Here is a 24594-nt window from a genome sequence, read left to right on the forward strand (position 1 = left end):
CTCAGGTCACCTCGGGTCAGGACCGCACGCGCGGGTCGAGGGCGGCGTGCAGGGTGTCGGCGAGGAAGCCGGAGGCGAGGACGACGACGGCGGTGAACAGGTTGACGGCCACCACGGAGTTGACGTCCTGTTCGTTGATCGACTGGATCAGCCACTCGCCCATGCCGTGCCAGCCGAAGATCGTCTCGGTGAAGATCGCGCCGGTGAAGATGCCCAGGAAGCTGTAGGCGAACATGGTCGACATCGGGATCACCGCGGTGCGCAGCCCGTGCTTGAGCAGCGCCCGGCCGCGGGTCAGGCCCTTGGCCTCGGCGGTGCGCAGGTAGTCGGAGCCGAGCACGTCGAGCATGGTGCCGCGCTGGTAGCGGCTGTACGTGGCGAGGCCGCCGAGGGCCAGCGAGATCGTGGGCAGCAGCAGGTGCAGCGCCCAGTCGGCGAGGTGGGTGCCGAGGCCGCCGGTGAGCCCGGGGGTCTCGTAGCCGGTGAACGGGACCACCTCGTGGCCGACCGCGTCCTTGGCGGCGATCGCGCCGTTCTTGAGGAACAGCGCGACCAGGAAGACCGGGGTGGAGAGCAGCACGAAGGACAGCACGGTGAGCAGCCGGTCGGAGATCCGGTACTGGCGCACGGCGCTCCAGGCCCCGGCCGCGACGCCGAGGACCATGCCGAGCAGGCTGCCGACCAGGAGCAGCCGCAGCGAGACCCAGACCCGGCGGCCGAAGTCGTCGGTGACCGGGGTGTCGTGGATGGTGCGGCCGAGGTCGCCGTGGAGCAGCCCGCCGGCCCAGTGGCCGAAGCGCTCGACGACCGGGGTGCGGTCGTTCAGGTTGAGCGCGGTGAGCTGGCGTTCGACCGATTCGGCGGCCGGGCGGGGGACCTTGGCGTCGAAGTAGGTGCGCGGTTGCAGGGCGGTCGCCGATATCGCGTACGCCAGGAAGACGGCGGCGATCAGCAGCACCGCGTAGTAGCCCAGCCGTTTCGCCAGGTAGCGGAGCATCAACGGCCGCCCGTCGCGGTGCGGGTGGGGCCGACGGGTCTGGTGGGCATCGAGTGGCCTTCGGTCCGGGCCCGTTGGGGCGTCAGTCGGATTGTCTCGTGGGGGAGTTGGGAACGCGCAGGTCAGAGTGAAGCACCGGGGCACTGAGGCGGTGTTGCGGCGGTGTTGCCGCGTGTGACTTCTGGATCAGACGTGCGTTCCTCCCCCTGGTGGCGGATCTGATCCGCTGTTACGTTCTGCTCGCTCGGTGCCGAATTGGCTGCCCACGCTCAAGCTCCGTCACACCTCTCGCGCCCCAACTCCCGTCATCGATCCCAGGGGGACCCTCATGGACGCTTCCAGCACGGCCCGCCGTCTCGGCCGGACGGCCGCCCTCGCCGTGGCCGTCGCGCTCGCGGCCACCGCGTGCACCTCGGGCGGCGCCGGTTCGGCCGACAACGCGGCCAAGAGCGAGCCCCCGGGGCAGGGCGCCAACGACCTCAACCCCAAGCCGCTGGACCAGGTCAAGGACGGTGGGGAGGTGCGCTTCCCGCTGTACCAGTGGATCACCCAGTGGAACCCGCTGCAGGTGGACGGCTACTACGGTTCCGCGGTCTCGATCATGCGCAACCTGGAGCCCACGCTCTTCGCCACGGACGCCGCCGGCACCTTCGTGCCCGACCCGGACTACCTGGTGGACGCCAAGGTCACCTCGACCTCGCCGCAGGTGGTCACGTACAGGCTCAACCCCAAGGCCAAGTGGTCGGACGGCAAGCCGCTGAGCTACCTGGACTTCAGGGCCGACTGGCAGACCGCCGGCGGCAAGGACCCGGCGTACAACGTCTCCGACCCCTCCGGCTACGAGCAGATCTCCGCGGTCGAGCAGGGCGCCGACCCGACCGAGGTGAAGGTCACCTTCGCCGAGCCGTACGCCGACTGGCAGAACCTGTTCCGCCCGCTGATCCCGGCGGCCGGCATCTCCACCCCGGAGGACTTCAACAAGGGCTGGGTGGAGAGGATCCCGATCACCGCGGGCGCGTTCAAGGTCGGCACGGCGGACAAGACCGCGCAGACCCTGACCCTCGTCCCGGACCCGGCCTGGTGGGGCACCAGGGCCAAGGCCGACAAGATCACCTTCCGGGTGATGTCCCAGTCGGCGACGACCCAGGCGTACCTCAACAACGAGATCGACTACGCCGCGGCCGGCACCGCCGCCGCCTACGGGCAGCTCAAGAACGCCAAGGACACCGTGATCCGGGCCGCCAGCCCGTGGGACGAGGTGCACATCTCCTTCGGCGGCACCGGTGCGCTGGCCGATCGGAAGGTCCGCCAGGCGCTCGGCAGGGCACTGGACCGCTCGGCACTGATCAAGATCGCCAACAACGGGGTGCCGGTGGAGTTCAAGCCGCTCGGCAACCACATCTTCATGCCCAACCAGACCGGCTACCAGGACACCTCCGGCGACTGGGCCAGGTACGACCCGGCCGCCGCCAAGAAGCTGCTGGACGAGGCGGGTTGGAAGGAGGCCGGCAGCGGTCAGCCGCGGACCAAGGACGGCGCGACGCTGGAACTGCACTGGGTGCTCAACGACGCCACCCCGCAGGCCCAGATCGACCTGGCCACCGCGGCGGTGGCGATGTGGCAGGCGGCCGGCGTCAAGGTCAGCCTGGACAAGGTGCCCGCCAACGACTTCTTCACCAAGTACGTGAACCCGGGCAAGTTCGAGATCGCGAGCTGGCGCAACACCGACTCCTTCCCGCTGTCCAAGAGCCTGACCAACTTCCGGCTGCCGGTGGGTGACAACAGCTTCAGCAACCCCTCGCGCCTGGGCAGCCAGGAGATCGACGACCTGCTGAAGAAGGCGGCCGGGACGGTCGACCCGACGGAGGCCGCGAAGCTCTACAACCAGGCGGACGCGAGGATCTGGGAGCTCGGCCACACCGTCGAGCTCTACCAGCGACCGGAGGTGGTGGCGACCCGCAAGGGTCTGGCCAACTACGGGGCCTTCGGCCTGGCGGGGGAGGACTACAGCAAGGTCGGCTGGGAGAAGTAGCCACCAAGGCGGGACGGGACACACGGCAGGCGCTGGCGAGCAGCGCGGTGATCACGAGGCGGGTGGCGCGGACGCGGGGGACCGGCTCTGCCGCCCCCGCTGTCCCACCACCCGCCTTGACCTTCCGCGTTGCCCGCAGGCCGCCCGTGTCGTGGGGCCCGGCAGGGCCCGCGCTCTTCCAACCGGGGAAGAATCTAGCGGCGCCCGGGTCGCCCGCCAGTCAGCGCGCGGGGCGCGCCCGGAAACCCGCCGAGCTGTCACCCGGTTCGCGCACCGGAGCGTCAACTGCGGCTGACGGCAAGGAAAAAAGGGACATACGGGCCATCGTGACCGGGGCGTGCGGGACGTTCCCGGTTCGCGCCCGAGCGTGCACACCACTGTGCCGGAGCGTGCACACCTGCCGCGCCGATGCGTGCACCGGGCCGGGAGCGCTGCCAGGATGCGCGGGACGGTCCCCTCCCCGACCCGCCTCCCCGCCTCCCCCTTCCGACTCCCGGAGCAGCACCGATGGCCAGTGACCCCGCCGCCGCGGCATCCCGAAGCCACCCCGTCGACCCGCCGCCGGTGCGCCGGATGGTCCCGCGGGACCGGCACGAGCCGCACCGGGTCGCCACCCCGCTGGAGCTCTTCTTCGATCTCTGCTTCGTGGTCGCGGTGGGCCAGGCCGGGCGCGAACTGGCCCACTCGCTGGCGGCCGGGCACTACGGCGAGGGCCTGCGCGGCTACGCGCTGGCGTTCTTCGCGATCTGGTGGGCCTGGATGAACTTCACCTGGTTCGCCTCCGCGTACGACGTCGACGACGTGCCGTACCGGGTCACCACGCTGGTGCAGATCGCCGGGGTGCTGATCCTCGCCGCCGGGGTGCCGCGGCTGTTCGCCACCCAGGACCTGACACTGGTGATCGCCGGCTACGTGGTGATGCGCCTGGCGATGGTCACCCAGTGGCTGCGCGCGGCCGCCAGCGAGCAGGGCCTGGCGCGCCGGGTCGCGCTGGGCTACGCGGCGGGGATCACGCTCTGCCAGGTCGGCTGGGTGGCGATGCTGTTCCTGCCGCACGACGTCCTCCTGTACCTCGTCCCGATCGGGGTGCTGTGCGAGCTGGCCGTCCCGGTGGTCGCCGAGCTGCGGATGCGGACCTCCTGGCACCCGCACCACATCGCGGAGCGGTACGGGCTGTTCACCCTGATCGTGCTCGGCGAGACGGTGGCGGCGGCGACCGTCGCGATGCAGTCGGCGGTGGACGAGCACGAGGAGCTGGGCCGGCTGGTGCCGGTCGCGGCCGGCGGGCTGCTGATCTGCTTCTCGGCCTGGTGGATCTACTTCGCCCGGCCCGTCCACGAGCACCTGCGGTCCAACCGGCAGGCGCTGGTCTGGGGGTACGGGCACTACCTGGTGTTCGGCGCGGCGGCGGCGATCGGCACCGGGCTGGAGGTCGCGGTGGAGTCGGCGGTGCACAAGGCGCACATCTCGGAGACCGCCGCCACCGCGACCGTCACCGTGCCCACCGCGCTCTACCTGCTCACCGTCTGGCTCCTGCACTCCCGGCACACCAAGCGGGGTGCGGTGGCCCAGGCGGTGGCGCCGACGGGGGCCGTGCTGGTGCTGGCCTGCACCGCGCTCGGCGGCTCCGGGGTGCTCGCGGCGGGCCTGGTCTGCGCGCTGACGGTCGCGGTGGGCGTGCTGATCCACGGCCGGGAGAGCGGGCGGGCGGGCGCCGGAAGGTGAGCGGGCGGGCGGGCGCCGGCGGGTGAGCGGGCGGGGCAGCACCGGCTAGCCGACCCGCTCCAACAGCACCGGCTCGTGCCGGGCCAGCCAGTCCAGGTAGGCCGGGTTGACCCTGGCCAGGTCCAGGTAGGCGGCCCGCAGCTCGCCGTACAGCGCGTCCAGCGCCGGCGGGCTGAGCACGCGCGGACGCCAGGTGAACAGCAGCCGGACGGCCAGCGGGTCCCCGTGCACCGGGCGGACCACCGTGCCGGGCCCGGGCAGCGAGGTCGGCTGGCAGGGGCGGACGGCCTCGCCGGAGGCGACCAGCTCGGCGGCGGTGGCGTTGTCCCGCACCTGCACCACCCGGGGGTTGAGCCCGGCCTCGCTGAACACCCGGCGCATCGCCGCGTACTCGTGGTCGGCGGTCGGGTCGACCATCCAGGTGTCCTCGGCGAGGTCGGTCAGGTGGACGACCGGCCGGGCGGCGGCCGGGTGCCCGGCCGCGAGCGCCACGAACTGCGGCTCCCGGGCCATCAGCACCCGCTGCTCGGCGTCCGGCGGCACCCGCAGCGGGAAGCCCTCGCTCTCGTGGACGAAGGCCACGTCCAGCTGGTCGGCGGCGACCATCCGCAGCAGCGCGCTGGCCGAGACGTCCACGTGGATGGTGGTGTCGGTGTCCGGCAGCCGCTCGTGCACCCGGCGCAGCCAGGCCGCGACCGCCCGGCTGCCGACGCTGCCGATCCGCAGCCGCCGCTGCCTCCCGGGCCCGGCCGCCTCCCGGGCCTCCTGGCGGGCGGCGGTCACCAGGGCGGCCATCTCGGTGATCACCGGCCGGGCCCGGGAGAGCACCGAGTGGCCGAGCGCGGTGGGCCGGCTGCCGGTCTGCTCGCGGGTGAACAGGGTGCCGCCGATGGCCCGTTCGATGCGGTGCAGCTGGGTGGTGAGGGAGGGCTGGGTCATGCCGAGCTGGAGCGCCGCCTTGCGGAGGCTGCCGCTGTCGGCGATCGCGCACAGCACCCGGAGGTGTCTCACGTCGAGCTCCACGTCCGGAGCATAAACGCCGTCACGCCGACTCGCCAAGGACATGACAGTCATTCAAGCGGCAGGAGTCCCGGGCGGGAGCGCGGTCAGGCCGATTGCCCCCGGTGAACGGACTCGCGGCGCGGGACCGGCGCGACCGCCGACGGGTTCGGCGCGGCGGGCCGCTCGGCCGGAATCGGGCGACCCGCCGCTCCGGGTACTTCCCCGGGCCGGAGCCTAGTCGCCGCCGGAACGGAATGCCAGGGGCACGATCGGGTCAAGGCGAGGAAAAAGACAGCTCAAATCGCCTTTATGGCGGGGGTATTGGACGGGGCTATCGCGGGTTGGCATCATCCGCGCGCGCACCGGGTTGCCCGAAGCTCTGGGGACACCACCCGTTGACCAGGTGTTCCCCCCGGCCGGCCCCCAACCGGCCACGTCACCTCAGGAATCGGAGCCCCCACATGAAGCGTTCCGTGCTGTCCGCCACCCTCGGCCTCGCCCTCGCGGCCGGCCTCGCCATCCTGCCCACCACGGCCGCCACCGCGGCGCCGGCCGCCCCGGCCGTCCAGGGCTACACCGCCTCGACGTACGCCGGCTCGGCCGAGGAGGCCGCCAACAACCAGGCCTTCTTCCAGGCCGTGATGACCTCCGCCAAGGCCAAGCAGGCCGCCAACCCCGGCCTGGCGGTCGTCACCGTCACCTACGACGCCAGCTCCGCCCCGACCTTCCGCAACCAGATATCCCAGTCCGCGCAGATCTGGAACGGCTCGGTCGCCAACGTCAAGCTGCAGTCCGGCTCGGCGGCCGACTTCCGCTACTACGAGGGCAACGACAGCCGCGGCTCCTACGCCAGCACCGACGGCCACGGGCGCGGCTACGTCTTCCTCGACTACCAGCAGAACCAGCAGTACGCCTCGGTGCGCGTGGTGGCGCACGAGACCGGGCACGTGCTCGGCCTGCCGGACCACTACAGCGGTCCGTGCAGCGAGCTGATGTCGGGCGGCGGCCCCGGCACCTCCTGCACCAACCCGTACCCGAACAGCACCGAGCGCAGCCGCGTCAACTCGCTCTGGGCGCGCGGCTGACCCGAGCCGTGAGCGCCCCGGACCGGCCCGCCCAGGCGCGGCCGGTCCGGGGCGCCGCCGCGTCGGGCGGCCGCGTGCCGTCGGGTCGTCACGGCTGCCGGGCGCCGTCGGGCGTCGTCGCTGCCGGGCACTGTCGGTGCCGGGCGCTGTCGGTGCCGCGTGCGAGCATGCGGGCGAGACCCCTCCGCCCCGACCGCCAGGAGCCACCGCCATGTCCCGTGCCGTCCCCGACCGGCTCGCCGACCTCCCGTACGCCGAGCTGCTGCGCCCGCACACCGGACCGCTGCGCAGCGACGGACGGTACGACACCGCGCACTTCGACGGCGGCGAGCACACCGACGAGTCGGGTGCCGGAGCGGCCTTCCTGGAGTGCGCCTTCACCGGTGTCGCGCTCAGCGGGGTCAAGCTGCGCCAGGCCCGGTTCAACGAGGTGTGGGTGCAGGCCGGCCGGTGGGTCGCCTGCGACCTGAGCGACTCCGAGTGGCAGGACAGCTCCTTCGTCGGCGGGGTGCTCGCCGGGGTCGCCGGGTACGGTTCGGCGCTGCGCCGGGTGGTGTTCCGGGGCTGCAAGCTGGAGGCGGTCAACCTGCGCTCGGCCGTCCTGCGGGACGTCGTCTTCGAGGACTGCCTGCTGCGCGACGTGGACTTCGGCGAGGCGAAGCTGACCGGGGTGTCCTTCCCCGGCTCCACCCTGGAGGAGGTCCGTCTGCGCGGCGCGAAGCTGAGCGGGACGGATCTGCGCGGCGCCGTCCGGCTGGGCCTGGCCGACGGCCACCAGGGGCTGCGCGGCGCGGTCATCAGCTCCACCCAACTGCTCGAACTGGCGCCGCAGTTCGCCCACGCGCTGGGGATCGAGGTCAAGGACCGCTGAGCACCCGACCCCCTTCGCCCGTTCAGCCGGGAGTCGCTCGGTGACGCCCGGACGAACAGTCCGCCAATCCTGCCGCGCGCATCTGGTGGGCCGCTTCGCGCGCGGTGGAGACTGCTGCGCGATCGAGTGAGCCCCGACTTGTGTGCACAACACAACGCCAGCGAAGGGACGGGCCGGGCTGATGGCCGAGTTGAGTCGTAGGAAGTTCGTCACGCTGTCCGGTGCCGCCGCGGCGGGCCTCGCCGTGGCCGGCACCGGCGCCGGTGCCGCGGGGGCCGCTCCGGGCGGCACGGCCGCGACCGCCGCCGCCACCGCGCTCAGTACGACCGGCACCATCACCGACGCCCAGCACGTGGTGATCCTGATGCAGGAGAACCGCAGCTTCGACCACTACTTCGGCACGCTGCGCGGCGTGCGCGGTTTCGCCGACCGCAGCGCCATCCAGATCTCCGGCGGCTACAGCGTCTTCAACCAGCCCAACGGCCTGTTCGGCCGCCAGTACCCGTGGCAGTTCAGCCAGACCAAGCCGGCCGGCGGCGCCGATCCCGAGCGCCTCGCCCAGTGCAACGGGGACCTCAGCCACGGCTGGTCCGACCAGCACAAGGCCTGGAACGGCGGCAAGCTGGACTCCTGGGTCGCCGCCAAGGGCAACGTCCGCACGCTCGGCTTCCTGACCCGCCAGGACATCCCGTTCCACTACGCGCTGGCCGAGAACTGGACCATCTGCGACGCCTACCACTGCTCCGTCCTGAGCGCGACCGGCCCCAACCGCACCTACCACTGGTCCGGCCAGATCGACCCGTCCGGCGCCGCGGGCGGCCCGGCCTACGACGGCGGCGAGGAGAAGGGCCTGCGCTGGCAGACCTACGCCGAGGCACTGGAGACGGCGGGCGTCAGCTGGAAGGTCTACCAGAACGCCGCCGACAACTACGGTGACAACGCCCTGGCGTACTTCACCAACTTCACCGGCGCCCCGGCCGGCAGCCCGCTGGCGGTCAAGGGCATGGGCTCGGTGCCCAAGGCCACCGGCAGGACCCCGGACGACATCGCCGCCGCGATCAAGGCCGACGTGCTGGCCGGCACCCTCCCGCAGGTCTCCTGGATCGTCGCCGACCAGGCCTCCTCCGAGCACCCGTACGCCACCCCGGTCGACGGCGCGCACTTCGTCCACATGGTGATCGACGCGCTCAACGCGGACCCGAACGTCTTCAACTCCACCGTCCTGTTCCTCAACTACGACGAGAACGACGGCTTCTTCGACCACGTCCCGCCGCCGGCCGCCCCGGCCGGCACCCCGGGCGAGTTCTACAACGGCACCAACATCGGCCTCGGCTTCCGCGTCCCGCTGATCGCCGTCTCGCCCTGGACCCGCGGTGGCTGGGTCAACTCCGAGACCTTCGACCACACCTCGGTGCTGCGCTTCCTGGAGGTCTGGACGGCGGCCCTCGGCAAGCCCGCCACCTGCCCGAACATCAGTGACTGGCGCCGCCGCGTCTGCGGCGACCTGACCGGCGTGTTCGACTTCGCCAACCCGGTGTACGGCCTGCCCGCGCTGCCCGACACCTCGCAGACCATCGGCCTGTCCGCCTGCGGCCCGCTGCCCAACCCGGCCCCGGTGAACAACCAGCTGCCGGTGCAGGAGTCCGGCACCCGCCCGGCGCGCGCCCTGCCGTACCAGCCGAACGCCAACCTGGACCGCTGGGACGCCGACGCCAGCGGTGTCATGCACGTCTGGGTGAAGATGTCCAACGACGGCGCCGCCCGGGCCTCGCACTTCGCCGCCTACGCCAACGCCTACCGCGGCGGCGGCCCCTGGCAGTACACCGTCGACTCCGGCAGCCCCGTCACCGACTTCTTCAACTGCGGCACCAACGGCTTCGGCAACGGCAAGTACGACCTGACCGTGGTCGGCCCGAACCGCTTCCTGCGCCGCTTCACCGGCGACCTCACCAAGGCGGGGAAGAACGCGGCCGTCACCGCCTCGTACGCGGTCGAGCCGGGGACGGGCAAGCTCGCGCTCTGGTTCAAGCTGGCCAACTCCGGCAGCACGCCGATCACCTTCACCATCGCCTCGAACAACTACCGGACGGACGGCCCCTGGACGTACCAGGTGCCGGCCGGCGGCAGCGTCAGCGACTTCTTCAACGCGGTGGCCCGCACCAACGGCTGGTACGACTTCACCGTCACGGTGGACGCCGACAGCAGCTGGTCCCAGCGCTTCACCGGCCACCTGGAGACGGGCGCGCCGAGCGTCACCGGCTGACGGCCGGACGCACCGGGCGGCGCGGGCCCCGACCACCCTTCCCGGGCGGCCGGGGCCCTCCGGGCGGCCGGGGCCCGCGCCGCGGCAGGAGGGGCCTCAGGTCCAGGGGGAGGCCGGGAACCAGATGTAGCCGAGCTTCCCGAGGATCCGCAGGTCCCAGTAGACGACGGTGAAGACCCCGGCGACCAGGAAGGCCGCGGCGGTCAGCACGCTGATCCGGGCGGGAACGGCCGCCAGCCGGCGCTGCAGCCGCCCGCCCACCGCGTAGGTGAGCAGCACGAACAGCAGTGCCATGACCACGATGTTGCCGATCGACTGCAGGAGGAACGCTCCGGCGCCGTAGAACGGGTTGTGGGTACCGGCGGCGTGCCGGAACAGGTCGCGGAAGAGCGGGTACGGCCGGCCCACCAGGAAGCCGCCGATCAGCGCGCCGACGAGCACCAGCGGGGCGTTCGGGAAGCGGCGGGAGAGCCCGGCCAACGGGTCCCTGACCAGGCCGACGGCGGCCAGGCCGAGCACGATCATCACGAGCCCGATCAGGCCGAAGGTCGTCATCGACTGGATCGACCGGGGCGTGAGGCCCTTGCTCGCGGCCGTCGAGAACTGCGGCATGTGCGTGCCGACGAGGCCGACCAGGGCCCCGTAGGCGGCGGAGACCGGGGCCATGCCCGCGAAGATCCAGCCCAGCGGGCGGGCGACGTGCAGGAGCCGGCCGCGCAGCGACGGCGCCTGTCCGACCAGCGGGCCGATCGCGCCGAAGGCCGCGATGTTGCAGGCGGTGAACGAGCCGGCCAGTCCGGAGACGAACGCGAACAGGACGCCGGAGAGCACGCCGGCGATCGGTGTGCCGTGGGCGTCGTGCCCGAGCAGGGCGTCGGCGCTGGTGAAGCCGATCTCGTCGTCGACGAGCTTCGCGTTCCAGGCGTACGCGAGCAGGAGCCCGCCGGCGGTGCTGAGCAGCAGGGTGAGCCAGCGGCGCCGTGGGAAGTCGCCGGTGACGAACAGCGAGGTGCGGGAGGCGGAGTGGCGCGGGGCGGGGTCGGCCAGTGCCTTCGGCTGACCCGAGGCGAACGTGCTCATGGCGTGTCTCTCTTCGACAGGGGACCGGTGCGCGAGCGCTGACATCCTGGTGGCCCTGTCGGCCGGACGCTTCTTCCTCCGTGCCCTGTTCGCGGTGCCCCGTTCGCCTTGCGCTGTCCGCCTCGCCCTGCTCACAGCGCGCTGCTCAGCCCGCCCTGCTCACCGCGCGCTGTCCGTCGTGCCCTTCGACGGCCACGGGCGGTGCCCTCCTCGAGGTCCGAGGAGGGCACCGCCCGGGCGGCCCGGTCTCCCGGGGTTCAGCTCTCGAGGCCGTAGCCGGCCTCGACGATGCGCTTCGCGCCCTCGGCGTAGTAGCCCGGGTCCTCGGGGAGGTCGGTGTCCAGGGCGTCGACGTACCGGTTGTACATGCAGAACGCGGCGGCGATCAGCACGGTGTCGTGGATCTCGGTGTCACCGGCGCCGGCCGCGCGGGCGGCCGCCACCGCCTCCCGGGAGACCGGCTTGGCCTGCTTCTGCACCTCCGCCGCGATCCGCAGCAGGGCCCGCATCCGCTCGGTGAGCGGCGCGGACGAGGGGTCGGTCAGGGCCGCCTTCACCAGCTCCTCGCCGCCGTCCAACTGCGCGGCGGCGAAGGCGCTGTGGGAACCCTCGCAGAAGCGGGTGCCGTTGAGCCGGGAGACGTAGGCGGCGACCAGCTCGCGCTCGCCCCGGCTCATCGGGGCCGGGTCCCGCAGCAGCGCGTCGGCGAGCATCCCCAGCGGGGCGGCGGTGTCCGGGCGCAGCGCCAGCAGACCGCTGATTCCCGGCTGTCCGTTGTCGATCGCGATGTGCGGCACGGGGCAACTCCCTTGTGTGGAACGGGCGGAGGACACTCCATCGTCGCGAGTGTCGCACCGTCGCGCCAACTCCGAGATTGCCCTGGTCCCGGCGGGATCGGGCCCACCCCGCAGTCGCCCGAGACCCAGCCGCCCGACCGGACCAGCCCGCCCGCAGACGGCCGCCCGGTTCGCCCGGTCAGCCGAACGGGCCCCGGGGGAACCACGGGTCGTGGACCTCGCGGGGCCCGTCCGGGGTGAGCAGGGTGAGGCCGTGGGCGCCGGAGGCGTACTCGGCCAGCTGGACCGAGCCGTGCCGGGTCTCCAGTTCGGCCTGCACGGGGACCGGCAGCTTGGTCAGTGCCCGCCGCAGCTGCAGGGCGTCGCGCCGGCTGATCGGCTGCGGGCAGCGCAGCACCAGCCGCAGCGGGCTGAGCGGTCCGCTCACGGGTACGCCGCTGCCCAGCTCGTAGCCGACCGCGCCGATCGGCCCCCAGGGCAGCCGGTGGTCCGCCACCAGCCGGCCGACCTCCGGCAGCAGGGCCAGCGCCGGGATGCCGGCCAGCCGCTCGGGGGCCAGGCGTTCGCGCCGTTCGGGGAGCTGCTCGGGCCGCAGCGTCCGGGCCACCGCCGCCCAGGGGGCCAGCGCGTCCATCCGCTGCCCGGGGCGCGGGCCGCGCACGGTGACCGGGAACCACAGTTCGGGCGCCGCCTCCGGGTCCCGGGTGCAGCGCTGCGGGTGCGGCAGGTCCACCGGGTTGCCGGCCACGGCGGGCGCCCGGCCGACCGTCACCCAGGGGTGCGCCCGCAGCACCGCCCGTGCCCAGTCCGGCAGTTCGCCGCCCGCGAGGGGCCGCAGCGAGCTGGGGCACTGCATCAGCAGCAGGTCGTGGGCGCCGGGCAGCCGGCCGTCGAGCGCGGCCAGCGGGCCGACCCGCCGGCGCGGTCCGTCGTGCGGGTCCTCGGCGGTGCGCCGGGCGTGGCTTCCGGGATGTACGACGGTCACAGCGGGCTCCAGGGGGTGGCGTCGATTTCGCCGACGGCCCCAATCTGCGCCCGGCCGGGGGCCCGCGGCTACGGCCGTTGGGCGCGTCCACCAGGGACCAAAGGCTCAAGGTGCGCCCGTGCGCACCCGGTGTGAGAGTGGGGGCAGCCCGGATATTCCGACCTCCCGTCCATCCCGTTTGGAGGAGTCATGGGCATCTTCGACAGGTTGTTCCACCGGCAGCAGCACGAGGCCGCCGGGCAGGAGACCGCCCAGCGCGCCGCCCTGGCCCACGACGAGGCCGCCGACGCGTACGGCGACGACGTCGAACGCACCCGGGAGCAGCAGGAGCGGCTCGCCCAGGAGGAGGACGACCGGCGTGCCGCCGAGAACATGACCGCCGAGGGCGACCCCTGGGGCTGAGCGCGGGGACCCGTACCGGGGCCCGCCCCGTCCTGCGGACCGCCTCGTCCGCGGCGTGCGGGGGTCACCTCGTGCGCGGCGGCAGCGGCGGTCGCCGCAGGTCCGGCCGGGGCGTGGACTCCGGCGGGGGCGCCGCGGCGGGGGCGTCCTCCAGCAGCTCCAGGGCCAGCTGGACGGCCGCGACCAGTTCCGGGTGGCGCCCCCGGGCCCAGTCGCGCGGGGTGCGCAGCACGTGCACGTCCGGCTCGACGCCCCGGTTCTCCACCGACCAGCCCAGCCCGCCGCCGAACCAGGAGGCGTTCTTCGGCACCGAGATCTGGGTGCCGTCGCCGAGGGTGTGGCGCCCGGTCATCCCGACCACCCCGCCCCAGGTGCGGGTGCCGATCACCGGGCCGAGCCCGAGCAGCTTGATCGCCGCGATGATCACGTCGCCGTCCGAGCTGGTGGCCTCGTCGGCCAGGGCCACCAGCGGTCCGCGCGGTGCGTGCCGGGGCCAGCGCACCGGCCGGCGGTCCCGGCTGAAGTCCCAGGCCAGGACGTGCCGGGAGAGCTTCTCCAGCACGAGTTCGGAGACGTTGCCGCCGGCGTTGCCGCGTACGTCCAGGACCAGCGCGGGCTTGTCCAGCTCGCGCCGCAGGTCCCGGTTGAACTGGGCCCAGCCGGAGCCGCCGAGGTCCGGGATGTGCAGGTAGCCGCACCGCCCGTCGCTGAACTCCCGCACCAGGGCGCGTCGTCTGGTCACCCAGTCCTGGTAGCGGATGGGCCGCTCGTCGGTCAGCGGGGTGACCACGATCCGCCGCACCGGGCTGTCCGGACCGCCGCGCAGGGCCAGTTCGAGCGTCGAGCCCCCGGTGCCGGCCAGCAGCGGCAGCGGTCCGCGCAGCGGGTCCACCGGGCGGCCGCCGACCTCCAGGAGCTCGTCGCCGTCCCGGACGCCCTGGGCGGCCAGGGGGGCGCGGGCGCGCGGGTCGGAGGTCTCGCCGGGCAGCACCCGGTCGACCAGCCAGCGGCCGTCGGGGGCGTGGCGGGCGTTGGCGCCGAGCAGGCCGAGCGGCTGCTGGGCGAGCGTGGGGCCCTCGGCGCGCCGGGACGGGGTGACGTAGGCGTGCGAGGTGCCGAGTTCGCCGAGGAGTTCGCGCAGCAGGTCGGCGAAGTCGTCGGGGGAGCAGACCCGGTCCAGCAGCGGCTCGTACTGGGCGACCAGCGCGGGCCAGTCCAGGCCGGACATCCGCTCGTCCCAGAACTGGTCCCGGACGATCCGGGCCGCCTCGTGGTAGGCCTGGCGCCACTCGGCGGCCGGGTGCACGGTGTGGGTGATCCGGCGCAGGTCGACGGTGGTCCCGGCGGAGGGTGCGCCGACCGGGACCACCCGCAGCGTCCCGGCCGAGTAGACCGCGATCGAGCCGCCGTCCCCGGAGACCGCGTAGCCGTCCAGCCGCTCGGCCAGGGTGCTGCGGGTGCCCCGGGTCAGGTCGAAGTGCTCCAGTGAGGGGCGTCCCGAGGTGTCCTCCGGGCTGGCGAAGGTCTGTCCGAGGGTCCCGGAGATCGGCCAGCGCAGCCAGACCAGGCCGCCGCGCACCGCGTCGGTGGCCGAGTACTTGGAGGCGATCACCGGGAACGGGAGCAGCCGTTCGCCGATGCCGTCCGGGTCGACCCGGACGGTGCCGTCGCCGTCGCCGTGCGGGGCGCCGTCCTCGGGCGGGGCGGAGAACGGCGAGGGGGTGTCGGCGGCCAGCGGGACGAGGTACGGGCGGCAGCCGAGCGGGAAGGAGAGGTCGCCGGTGTGCACGTCGTGGACCGGGTCGAAGCCGCGCCAGGACAGGAAGGCCAGGTAGCGGCCGTCCCGGGTGAACACCGGCTGCTCGTCCTCGAACCGGCCGTCGGTGACGTCGGTGGTCGCGGCGGGCGCGTCGGCGCGGGTGAGCCGGATGCGGCGCAGTGAACGCCCGGCGACCGGCTCGGACCAGGTGATCCAGTGCGAGTCGGGGGAGAAGCGGGCGCTGGAGAGCGGCCCGTAGCCGGAGGCGGCCACCTCGCGCACCTCGCCGTCGTCGGCGGAGACCAGCAGCAGCCGCCCGTTCGAGGTGGTGGCGGCGAGCCGGCTGCCGTCGGGGGAGGCGGTGAGCTCCAGGACGCGGCCGATCCGCCCGGCGGCGAGCACCCGGTGACGGTGCTTGCGCGGCCCGCCGTGGCCCGGCGGCTCGGCGTGGCCGGGCAGCGGCACCACCTCGATCGCGTCGGCGCCCTCGGCGTCGGTGATCCAGGCCGCCTCGCCGGTGTGTCCGAGCACCACCGGCAGCCGGGTGCGCACCCCGGGGGTGTCGGCGAGCGCGCGGGCCGGGCCGTCCTTGTGGGTGAGCCAGTACTGGCTGCCGCGCACGGTGATCACCCCGGCCCGGCCGGTCTGGTCGCAGGCGAGGTCCTTGACCTGGCTCGCGGCGCCGACCTGGTACGGGCGGCGGCCGGCCCGGGCGCCGCCGAGCGGGACGTGCAGCCGGCGCGGGGCGGGGGCGTCCAGGCCGTCCAGCAGCCAGAGGTCGCCGGCGTGCTGGTAGACGATCCGGGTGCCGTCGCTGGCGGCCTCGCGGGCGTAGTAGGAGGCGTGGTCGGTGTGCCGGCGCAGGTCGGTGCCGTCGGGGCGGCAGGAGTAGACGTTGCCGATGCCCTCGTGGTCGGAGAGGAAGGCGACCCGGCCGCCGACCGGCATGGGCGAGGCGAGGTGGCCGGTGTGTCCGGGCAGGATCCGCTCGCCGTCCACCCAGAGCCGGCCGGTGGCGCCGCCCCGGTAGCGCTTCCAGGCGGCGGGCTCGTGCGGGGCGGCGCCGGTGAGCAGCACCGTCCGCTCGTGGCTCATCTGGGCGTCGCCGACCGGGCCCCAGGGCATCCGGCGGCCGGGGGAGCCGTCCGGCGGCAGGGCGTGCGCCCAGGTGTAGTGGCCGAAGGGCTCGTGGAAGGAGGTGACGGCCAGCACCTCGCCGTCCGGCAGCCAGCCGCGCACCCGGGTGTCCTGGCTGCCCCAGAAGCTGAGCCGGGAGGCTTCGCCGCCCTCGACCGGGGCGGTCCACACCTCGGGGGTCAGGGCGAGCCAGCTGGTCCAGGCGAGGGTGGTGCCGTCGGGGGAGAAGCGGGGGTGGCTGACCCGGGTGCGGTCGCAGCCGACCCGCCAGGCGCGGCCGGTGCCGGCGCCGTCGGGGTCCAGCGGGGCGACCCAGACGTCGTCCTCGGCGGTGAAGGCGAGCAGGCCACCGTGCAGGTGGGGGTAGCGGAGGTAGCCGGGCGGGGTCACCCCTCCATCCTTCGACGGGGTGTCACCCCCGGCAACCGGAGAAGCCGGGAACCGGTCTGGACCATTGACACCGCCCCGCCGAATCCACTTCAGTGGTCTAGTCCAACTTGGGTGCCAGGCCGGGCCGTTCCCCCCACTGGCGCGTGCTCCGGCGTGCCCTCGGACGTCCCCCACGACCGCGCCATCGCAGGAGCGCCCGCATGCGCAGAACACCCACCCCCGGAACCCCGGCCGGCAGCCGCCGCGCGGCCGTCGCCGCCGGAACCGCCTCCGCCGTCGCCGCGGCCACCCTGGTCGGCGTCACGCTGGGCCTGGCGCCCGCCGCCTCGGCCGGCGAGTTCCTGGTCAACGGCGGCTTCGAGTCCGGTTCGCTCGGACCCTGGAGCTGCACCGGAAACTCCGGCAGCGTCGTCACCGCCCCGGTGCACGGCGGCGGCCGCGCGCTCGCCGCGGCCGCCACGGCCGGCGACACCGCCCAGTGCGGCCAGACCGTCACCGTCGCCCCGAACACCACCTACACGCTCAGCGCCTTCGTCAACGGCTCGTACGTCTACCTGGGCGTGGACGGCGGCGGCCCGAGCACCTGGACGCCCGGCACCGGCGGCTCGTACCAGAAGCTCAGCCTCAGCTTCACCACCGGTGCGAACCAGACCAGCGCCACCGTCTACACCCACGGCTGGTACGGCCAGGGCACGTACTACGCGGACGACATCTCGCTGGACGGCCCGGGCGCGCCCAGCCCGACCCCCACGCCGACGCCCACCGTCACGGCCACCGCCACCGCCTCGCCGACCGCGACCCCGACGGGCACGCCCACGGGCACCCCGACCGGGACCCCCACCGGCACCCCGACGGGGACGCCCACGGGCACGCCCACGGGCACCCCGACCGGCACCCCGACGGGGACGCCCACCAGCCCGCCCGCCGGCAGCCACGCCCTGGTCGGCTACCTGCACGCGAGCTTCGCCAACGGCGCCGGCTACACCCGGATGGCCGACGTCCCGAACTCCTGGGACTTCATCAACCTCTCCTTCGGCGAGCCCACCTCCGTCACCTCCGGCGACATCCGCTTCAACCGTTGCCCGGCCACCGAGTGCCCGGGCGTCGAGTCGGACGAGGAGTTCAAGGCCGCGATCGCCGCCAAGCGGGCCCAGGGCAAGAAGGTGCTGATCTCGATCGGCGGCCAGAACGGCCAGGTCCAGCTGACCACCGCCGCCGCCCGGGACGCCTTCGTCGGCTCGGTCTCGTCGATCATCGACAAGTGGGGCCTGGACGGCCTGGACATCGACTTCGAGGGGCACTCGCTCTCCCTCAACACCGGCGACACCGACTTCAGGAACCCGACCAGCCCGGTCATCGTCAACCTGATCTCCGCGCTGAAGACCCTCAAGGCCAAGTACGGCCCGGGCTTCGTGCTGACCATGGCGCCGGAGACCTTCTTCGTCCAACTCGGCTACCAGTACTACGGATCGGGCCCCTGGGGCGGCCAGGACCCGCGGGCCGGGGCGTACCTGCCGGTCATCCACGCGCTGCGCGACGACCTCACCCTGCTGCACGTCCAGGACTACAACTCCGGCTCCATCATGGGCCTGGACAACCAGTACCACTCGATGGGCGGCGCCGACTTCCACGTCGCGATGACCGACATGCTGCTCAAGGGCTTCCCGGTGGCGGGCAACGCCAACAACGTCTTCCCGGCGCTGCCCGCCTCCAAGGTCGCCATCGGCATGCCGGCCACCACCAACGCGGGCAACGGCTACGTCGCCCCGGCCGAGGTGAACAAGGCGCTCGACTGCCTGACCAAGCTGACCAACTGCGGGACGTACGTGCCGCGCTCGGGCGCGCAGCCGAACCTGCGCGGGCTGATGACCTGGTCGATCAACTGGGACCGGTTCGGCGGTCAGGAGTTCTCCAGGAACTTCAACACCTACTTCGGCCGGTGACTCGGTGACTCGGTGATCCGGTGACTCGGTGAGCTGCCGAGCCGCCGGCCCGCCGGCCCGACGGGACCATGCTTGAACCTGACACTGGTGTGAGGTCCGAGCATGGTCCCCATGGCGACCACACAGCTCACAACTCCGGTACCCCTCAAGCCTTTTCCGCTCTCGGCCCTGCTCGCCCTGGCCACCGCCGTCTTCGTCACCGGCCTCACCGAGAACCTGCCCGCCGGCGTGCTGCCCGGGATGAGCGAGGCACTCGGGGTCAGCGAGTCCGCGGCCGGGCAGACCGTCACCGTCTACGCGATCGGTTCCGCCGCCACCGCGATCCCGCTCAGCGCGGCCACCGCCGGCTGGGGCCGCAAGCGGCTGCTGCTCGCCGCGATGGCGGGCTTCGTGCTCGCCAACACCGTCACCGCGGTCTCCACCAGCTACCCGCTCACGCTGGCCGCCCGCTTCCTCGCGGGCGTCGCGGCCGGCCTCGCCTGGGCCCTGCTCGCGGGGTACGCGCGCCGGCTGGTGCCGGTGGAGCAGCAGGGCCGGGCGATGGCGGTGGCGATGGCGGGTGTGCCGGTCGCGCTGTCGCTGGGAGTGCCGGTCGGCACGTTCCTCGGGCAGGTACTCGCCTGGTGGGTGCCCTTCCTGGCCATGACGGCACTGGCGGTCGGCGTGATCGGCTGGATCGCGGCACTGCTGCCGGACCAGCCCGGGCAGCCCGCCGGTGGGCGGGCACCGGTCCGGGAGGCGCTCGCCGTGCCCGGCGTGCGGCCGGTGCTCACCGTGATGGTGCTCTGGGTGCTCGCGCACACCATCCTGTTCACCTACATCGCGCCCTTCCTGGAGCGGGCCGGCCTCGGCGGTGCCACCGGCACCGTGCTGCTGGTCTTCGGGCTGGCCTCGCTGGCGAGCGTCTGGCTGATCGGCGCCCACATCCACCGCCGGCTGCGGTGGCTGACGATCGGCGGCGCGCTGCTGGTCGCGCTGACGGCGGCCGTCCTCGCGGTGGCCTCCGGCAGCGCGCCGCCGGTGTACGTCGCGGCGGTGTTCTGGGGCCTGGGCTGGGGTGGCGCCCCGACCCTGCTGCAGACCGCGCTCGGCGACGCGGGCGGGCAGCGGGCGGACACCGCCCAGGCCGTCCTGGTGACCCTGTGGAACGCCGCGATGGCGGGCGGTGGCGTGGTCGGCGGCCTGCTCCTGAGCGGACTGGGCACCGGCGCCCTGCCCTGGACGGTGCTCGCGCTGATGCTCCCCGTCCTCGCCGTGGCCACCGCCGCCCGCCGCCACGCCTTCCCCTCCGTTCGCGGTTAGTCCTGCTAGTCCTGCATCAGCCGGTTCACCGCCTCGACCACCTCGGGCGACGCCTTCGCGAGCGCGCCCGAGGCGTACGGCGGCTGCGGGTCGTACTCGATCAGCAGCTGGATCGCCTGCGCGGTGGTGTCCCCGCCGATCCGGCCGGCCAGCGTCAGCGCGAGGTCGATGCCGGCCGAGACCCCGGCGGCGATGGCGTACTTGCCGTCGATGACGACCCGCTCGTCCCCGACCGGCACCGCCCCGTACCGGGGCAGCTCGTCCAGGACGCCCCAGTGGCTGGTGGCCCGGCGGCCCTCCAGCAGCCCGGCGGCGGCGAGGATCAGCGAGCCGGAGCAGACCGAGGTGGTCCAGGTGGTGGTCGCGTCCACCCGCCGCACCCAGTCGAGCACGGCCTCGTCCGTCAGCTGGGCCCGGGTGCCGGGGCCGCCGGGCACCAGCAGCAGGTCGGCCGAGTCCACCTCGTGCAGGGCGGCCTCGGCGGTGACCGACAGGCTGCCGACGTCGTTGCGCACCGGCCCCCGTTCGGCGGCGGTGAACACGACCTCGGCGCCGGGGAGCCGGGACAGCACCTCGTACGGGCCGACCGCGTCCAGGGTGGTGAAGTCGGGGTAGAGCAGGATGGCGATGCGCATCAGTGACCTCCGGTCGGTTCGGGTCGGAAGCGGCGTCGGTACTCGGCGGGCGGGGCGGCCAGGGCCCGGACGAAGGCGCGCCGCATCGCCTCCGGGGTGCCGTAGCCGCAGGAGCGCGCGATCTCCTCGATGCCGTCGTCGGTGTCCTCCAGCAGCCGCCGGGCGGCCTCCAGTCGGACCCCGTCCACGTACCGGCCCGGGGTCACCCCCACCTCGGCGGCGAAGGCCCGGGCGAAGTGCCGCGGCGACAGCGCCGACCGTCCGGCCAGCGCCTCGACCGACAGGTCGGCCTCCGGGTGCTCGGCGATCCACCGCTGCACCTCGCGCAGCGGCTGCCGGGCCGCCACCTGGGCGGCCAGCTGGGTGCTGAACTGGGCCTGGTTGCCCGGCCGGCGCAGGAAGACCACCAGGTGGCGGGCGACCAGCAGGGCCGTTTCGCGCCCGAGGTCCTCCTCCACCAGGGCCAGCGCCAGGTCGATCCCGGCGGTGACCCCGGCCGAGGTGGCGATCCGCCCGTCCCGGACGTGGATCGGGTCCGGGTCCACCTCGACGTCCGGGAACCGCCGGGCCAGCTCCTCGCCGTAGGCCCAGTGGGTGGTCGCCCGGCGCCCGGCCAGCAGTCCGGCCTCGGCGAGCAGGAAGGCGCCGGTGCACACCGACACCACCCGCTCGGCCCGTCCGGCCAGCTCCCGGATCCGCGCCACCAGGGCCGGGTCCACGAGCCTGGTGCCCTCCCCGCCCGGAACCACCAGGGTGTGCACCGGCCCGACCTCGGCCAGGTCCGCGTCCGGCAGCAGCCGCAGTCCGCTGTGGCTGCGCACCGGCGCCCCGCCCGGGGAGGCGGTGGTCACCCGGTACGCGTCCCGCCGCCCGGAGGCCTGGACCGCACCCGCGAACACCTCCAGGGGGCCGGTCACGTCCAGGCTCTGCACGCCCTCGAAGAGGACGATGACCACGCTGCGCGCTCTCATGCGACCAGCCTCCCAACGGGAGGCGGTGGCAGCAATGACCGGTTTCCCACCTTTCCTGCCATCGGCCGCGCGGTCGGACGGACCGCGCCGGGCGGGCTGCTCCGGGCGGGTGAGGTGCTCCGCGCAGGCAGGCAGGCAGGCAGGCGGACGCGGAAACGCCGGAAGGCCCTTCGCTCTCGCGAAGGGCCTTCCGGCTGTCTGTGCGCCGCCAGGGACTCGAACCCCGGACCCGCTGATTAAGAGTCAGCTGCTCTAACCAACTGAGCTAGCGGCGCCTGCTGACGTGGAGAACATTACCTGGTCAGCAGCCGAAACTCACAATCGGCCCGGAGCGGGTGCCCGGCGCGCTCACATGGTCAGCACGACCTTGCCCCGGACGTGCCCGGCGCCGACCAGCCGGTGGGCCTGGGCGACCCGCTCGATCGGGAACGACTCCTCGACCTCCAGCCGCAGCCCGCCGGACTCCCAGAGCTCCGCCAGCTCGGCCAGCCGCCCGGCCGTCCGCTCGCCCCGCAGCCCCCGGACGCCCAGCCGCTCGGCGCCCGGGTAGTCGACCACGGTGCCGATCCGGTCCCGGTCGGCGACCAGTTCGACGGAGGCCTCCAGGGCGCCCCGCCCGGCGGCGTCGAAGGCCGCGGTCACCCCCTGCGGCGCCACCGCCCGGACCCGCTCGACCAGCCCTTCGCCGTACGTGACCGGCACCGCGCCCAGCTCCCGCAGGTAGCCGTGGTTGCGCTCGCTCGCGGTGCCGATCACCGTGGCACCCCAGGCCCGGGCCAGCTGGACGGCGACCGTGCCGACCCCGCCCGCGGCGCCGTGCACCAGCACGGTGTCGCCGGGGCCGACGCCGAGCGCGGTGAGCGCCACGTGCGCGGTCTGGCCGGAGGCGGAGAGCGAGCCGGCCTGCTCCCACGGCATCCCGGCCGGCTTGGCCACCAGCCGGCCCGCGTCCGCCACGACCAGGTCGGCCTGGGAGCCCAGCAGCCGGAAGCCCAGCACCTCGTCCCCGACCCGCCAGTCCCCGGCGTCCGGGCCGAGGGCGTCCACCACCCCGGCGAACTCGTTGCCGAGGACGAACGGCGGCTCGACCGCCGCTCCCGGCGGGCGGAACCCCTCGCGGATCGCGAGGTCCACCGGCTGCACGCCCGCGGCGTACACCCGGACCCGTACCTCGCCCGGCCCGGGCGCCGGGTCGGGCACCTCGGCGACCCGCAGGACCTCCGGACCGCCGTTCCCCGTCACGGTGACCGCCTTCATGCCTGTTCCCGCCCCTTCTCGTCCGCCGTTGATCCCCGTCGATCGCTTTCGATCCTTCCGGTGCCGACGATGATCCGACCTGAAGTGCGCTTGAGGTCAAGCCCCCGTTCAGCGTGTCGACACCGATGGGCGCATTGTCAGATTTATCCTGGGCGGCGCTCAGCCGTCCGTCGTCGAGAGGAACCTCCCCGTGGGCCAGCTGCCCCTGTTCTTCCTGGTGCTGCTCGCCTCCGTGGTGACCATGCCGCTCGGACGGAAGACCGGAGTGCCACAACCGGTGCTGATGACCCTGCTCGGCATCGTCATGGCACTGGTCCCACAGATCCCGGACGTCACCGTCGAGCCCGAGCTGATCCTGCCGCTGGTCCTGCCGCCGCTGATCTTCGCGGTGGCCCGGCGCTCCTCGGTGCGCTACTTCAAGGCCAACGCCCGCTCGATCCTGCTGCTGGCGGTCGCCCTGGTGGCGGTCACCACGGTCGCCGTGGCCGGCACCGTGCACTGGCTGCTGCCCACCCTGCCGCTAGCCGCCGCCATCGCGGTCGGCGCCCTGGTCTCCCCGCCCGACCCGGTCGCCGCCGTCGCGGTGGCCGGGAGCGTCGGGCTGCCCCGCCGCCTGGTGGCGATCCTGGAGAGCGAGGGGCTGTTCAACGACGTCACCGCGATCGTCATCTACTCGCTGTCCATCGAGGCCATGGTCAGCGGCGACTTCTCGGCCGGCGACGCGGTGCTGCGCTTCGTGCTGTCCGCGGTGCTGGCCGTGGTGGTCGGCGTCGCGCTCGGCTGGGTCAACACCAAGCTCGCCGAGCGCCTGGACGACCCGACCCAGCAGGTCGCGCTCAACCTGCTGGTGCCCTTCGCCGCCTACACCCTCGCCGAGGAGATCCACGGCTCCGGCGTGCTCGCCGTCGTGGTCTGCGCGCTCTACCTCGCCGAGCGGGCCTCCGACGCGGACGCCGTCGCCTACCGGCTGGTCGGCAACGCCTTCTGGGAGGTGGTCGAGATCCTGATCACCGGCGTCGCCTTCGGCCTGATCGGCCTGGAGCTGGCCACCGTGCTCAAGGAGGCCGGCAACGGCTGGACCGGGTTCCTCGGCGACGCCGCCGTGGTCATCGCGGTGGTCGTCCTGGTCCGGCTGCTCTGGCTGCTGCCGGCCGGCTGGCTGTCGAAGAAGCTGCGCTCCGGCGACGACGAGGACACGCCGTTCAGCTGGAAGGAGAGCGTGATCCTCTGGTGGTCCGGCATGCGCGGCGTGGCCACCGTCGCCCTGGCGCTCGCCATCCCGCTCACCCTGCACTCCGGCGAGGACTTCCCCGAGCGCGGCCGACTGGTCTTCATCGCCTTCAGCGTGGTGCTCTTCACCCTGCTGGTGCAGGGCCTCACCCTGCCCTGGCTGGCCAAGCGGTTCGAGCTGGACATCGACCAGGACAAGCACGAGCAGGCCGTGCGCCGGCTCTGGTGGCGGGCCGCCAAGGCCGGGCTCACGCGGCTCGGCGAGCTGGAGGAGCAGGACCGGCTGCCCTCCGAGGTCGCCGACCGCCTGCGGGACCGTCAGCACGACCGGCTGGCCCGGCTCTGCCCGGAGAACTACGCCGAGGAGGAGGCCGCCGAGGCCAAGCTGCGGATGGCCCAGTGGCGCGCCGCCCGGGACGTCGAACAGGAGATGATCGCCGCCTCCCGCCGCGAGATGCTCGCCGCCCGCAGCGAACTCGGCGCCGATCCGGAGCTGGTCGACCAGGTGCTGCGCGGACTCGACCTGCGTTCCGAACGGAAGTGACGGGGCGTCCAAACCCCCGCGGGCGCACCGTCCGCGTCCGCGGGGCGGAATGCGCGTGACCGGCTCCGGGGTTGCATAGGCTGAACCCGGGCAGGCCGTCAACGGAGTCGGCACACCACCAGTACCTGCACGACCTCGGCGAACCCTCACGCCTGGCCCTGCCGGTTTCTGCACCCAGATGAATCGA

General features: G+C 73.6%; 18 protein-coding genes and 1 tRNA gene. 9 read left to right on the forward strand and 10 right to left on the reverse strand.

Translation table 11 applies throughout. The features are described from left to right. Positions 1 to 16: 16 nt before the first annotated feature. Positions 17 to 997, reverse strand: coding sequence for an ABC transporter permease (locus tag ACFWP2_RS13450; RefSeq protein ID WP_380450508.1), 981 nt, complete (start codon positions 995 to 997; stop codon positions 17 to 19). Between the two features lie 328 nt (positions 998 to 1325). On the opposite strand from ACFWP2_RS13450, the gene ACFWP2_RS13455 reads away from it, so the two are divergent. Continuing rightward, on the forward strand, positions 1326 to 3029 hold the full coding sequence (locus ACFWP2_RS13455; protein WP_380450509.1) for an ABC transporter family substrate-binding protein: 1704 nt from the start codon (positions 1326 to 1328) through the stop codon (positions 3027 to 3029). A 507-nt stretch (positions 3030 to 3536) separates the two neighbouring features. Further along, positions 3537 to 4754, forward strand: a complete 1218-nt coding sequence (locus ACFWP2_RS13460) for a low temperature requirement protein A (protein WP_380450510.1) — start codon at positions 3537 to 3539, stop codon at positions 4752 to 4754. A gap of 45 nt (positions 4755 to 4799) precedes the next feature. On the opposite strand, the gene ACFWP2_RS13465 is transcribed toward ACFWP2_RS13460, so the two are convergent. Then, positions 4800 to 5777 carry a LysR family transcriptional regulator gene (locus ACFWP2_RS13465; protein ID WP_380450511.1) on the reverse strand — a complete coding sequence of 326 codons (978 nt, stop codon included), beginning with the start codon at positions 5775 to 5777 and terminating at the stop codon, positions 4800 to 4802. A 440-nt stretch (positions 5778 to 6217) separates the two neighbouring features. Between ACFWP2_RS13465 and snpA the strand changes: the two genes are divergently transcribed. The 3 genes from snpA (at position 6218) to ACFWP2_RS13480 (ending at position 9975) form a co-directional block, all read left to right on the forward strand. Then, complete coding sequence (gene snpA / locus ACFWP2_RS13470) at positions 6218 to 6841, forward strand: snapalysin (RefSeq protein ID WP_380450512.1); 624 nt, start codon at positions 6218 to 6220, stop codon at positions 6839 to 6841. 211 nt (positions 6842 to 7052) lie between these two features. Further along, positions 7053 to 7712 carry a pentapeptide repeat-containing protein gene (locus ACFWP2_RS13475; protein WP_360350129.1) on the forward strand — a complete coding sequence of 220 codons (660 nt, stop codon included), beginning with the start codon at positions 7053 to 7055 and terminating at the stop codon, positions 7710 to 7712. Positions 7713 to 7893: 181 nt separating this feature from the next. Then, entirely contained in the window at positions 7894 to 9975 is a 2082-nt protein-coding gene (locus ACFWP2_RS13480; RefSeq protein ID WP_380450513.1) for a phosphocholine-specific phospholipase C, read from the forward strand. Positions 9976 to 10071: 96 nt separating this feature from the next. Here the strand turns inward: ACFWP2_RS13480 and ACFWP2_RS13485 are convergent, their stop codons facing one another. The 3 genes from ACFWP2_RS13485 to ACFWP2_RS13495 all read right to left on the reverse strand — a co-directional run bounded on the left by ACFWP2_RS13485 (position 10072) and on the right by ACFWP2_RS13495 (position 12837). Then, entirely contained in the window at positions 10072 to 11055 is a 984-nt protein-coding gene (locus tag ACFWP2_RS13485) for a hypothetical protein (RefSeq protein WP_380450514.1), read from the reverse strand. 257 nt (positions 11056 to 11312) lie between these two features. Continuing rightward, positions 11313 to 11852, reverse strand: coding sequence for a carboxymuconolactone decarboxylase family protein (locus tag ACFWP2_RS13490; RefSeq protein WP_380450515.1), 540 nt, complete (start codon positions 11850 to 11852; stop codon positions 11313 to 11315). Positions 11853 to 12030: 178 nt separating this feature from the next. Then, positions 12031 to 12837: a phosphoribosyl-dephospho-CoA transferase MdcG domain-containing protein gene (locus ACFWP2_RS13495; protein WP_380450516.1), complete on the reverse strand. Its 807-nt coding sequence runs from the start codon at positions 12835 to 12837 to the stop codon at positions 12031 to 12033. 189 nt (positions 12838 to 13026) lie between these two features. Between ACFWP2_RS13495 and ACFWP2_RS13500 the strand changes: the two genes are divergently transcribed. Further along, positions 13027 to 13239, forward strand: a complete 213-nt coding sequence (locus tag ACFWP2_RS13500; RefSeq protein ID WP_380450517.1) for a hypothetical protein — start codon at positions 13027 to 13029, stop codon at positions 13237 to 13239. Positions 13240 to 13303: 64 nt separating this feature from the next. Here the strand turns inward: ACFWP2_RS13500 and ACFWP2_RS13505 are convergent, their stop codons facing one another. Further along, complete coding sequence (locus ACFWP2_RS13505; RefSeq protein WP_380450518.1) at positions 13304 to 16525, reverse strand: S41 family peptidase; 3222 nt, start codon at positions 16523 to 16525, stop codon at positions 13304 to 13306. 200 nt (positions 16526 to 16725) lie between these two features. Between ACFWP2_RS13505 and ACFWP2_RS13510 the strand changes: the two genes are divergently transcribed. Together ACFWP2_RS13510 and ACFWP2_RS13515 are read left to right on the forward strand one after the other, a co-directional pair. Next, positions 16726 to 18468 (forward strand): chitinase, encoded by a 1743-nt coding sequence (locus ACFWP2_RS13510; protein ID WP_380450519.1) that lies wholly within the window; start codon positions 16726 to 16728, stop codon positions 18466 to 18468. A gap of 111 nt (positions 18469 to 18579) precedes the next feature. Next, positions 18580 to 19770: an MFS transporter gene (locus tag ACFWP2_RS13515; RefSeq protein ID WP_380450520.1), complete on the forward strand. Its 1191-nt coding sequence runs from the start codon at positions 18580 to 18582 to the stop codon at positions 19768 to 19770. 5 nt (positions 19771 to 19775) lie between these two features. Here the strand turns inward: ACFWP2_RS13515 and ACFWP2_RS13520 are convergent, their stop codons facing one another. The 4 genes from ACFWP2_RS13520 to ACFWP2_RS13535 all read right to left on the reverse strand — a co-directional run bounded on the left by ACFWP2_RS13520 (position 19776) and on the right by ACFWP2_RS13535 (position 22633). Next, a complete protein-coding gene (locus tag ACFWP2_RS13520) occupies positions 19776 to 20405 on the reverse strand; it encodes a DJ-1/PfpI family protein (RefSeq protein ID WP_380450521.1) in 630 nt (209 codons plus the stop codon). Beyond that, positions 20405 to 21376: a GlxA family transcriptional regulator gene (locus ACFWP2_RS13525; protein ID WP_380450522.1), complete on the reverse strand. Its 972-nt coding sequence runs from the start codon at positions 21374 to 21376 to the stop codon at positions 20405 to 20407. The genes ACFWP2_RS13520 and ACFWP2_RS13525 overlap by 1 nt, the downstream gene beginning before the upstream one ends. 201 nt (positions 21377 to 21577) lie before the next feature. Continuing rightward, positions 21578 to 21651 (reverse strand) — tRNA-Lys (locus ACFWP2_RS13530). A 73-nt stretch (positions 21652 to 21724) separates the two neighbouring features. Further along, positions 21725 to 22633, reverse strand: coding sequence for an NADP-dependent oxidoreductase (locus ACFWP2_RS13535; RefSeq protein WP_380450523.1), 909 nt, complete (start codon positions 22631 to 22633; stop codon positions 21725 to 21727). 190 nt (positions 22634 to 22823) lie between these two features. On the opposite strand from ACFWP2_RS13535, the gene ACFWP2_RS13540 reads away from it, so the two are divergent. After that, on the forward strand, positions 22824 to 24407 hold the full coding sequence (locus ACFWP2_RS13540) for a Na+/H+ antiporter (protein ID WP_380450524.1): 1584 nt from the start codon (positions 22824 to 22826) through the stop codon (positions 24405 to 24407). Positions 24408 to 24594: the final 187 nt, after the last annotated feature.

Origin of the sequence: Kitasatospora sp. NPDC058444, from assembly GCF_042721415.1 — a bacterium.
Classification (GTDB): domain Bacteria; phylum Actinomycetota; class Actinomycetes; order Streptomycetales; family Streptomycetaceae; genus Kitasatospora.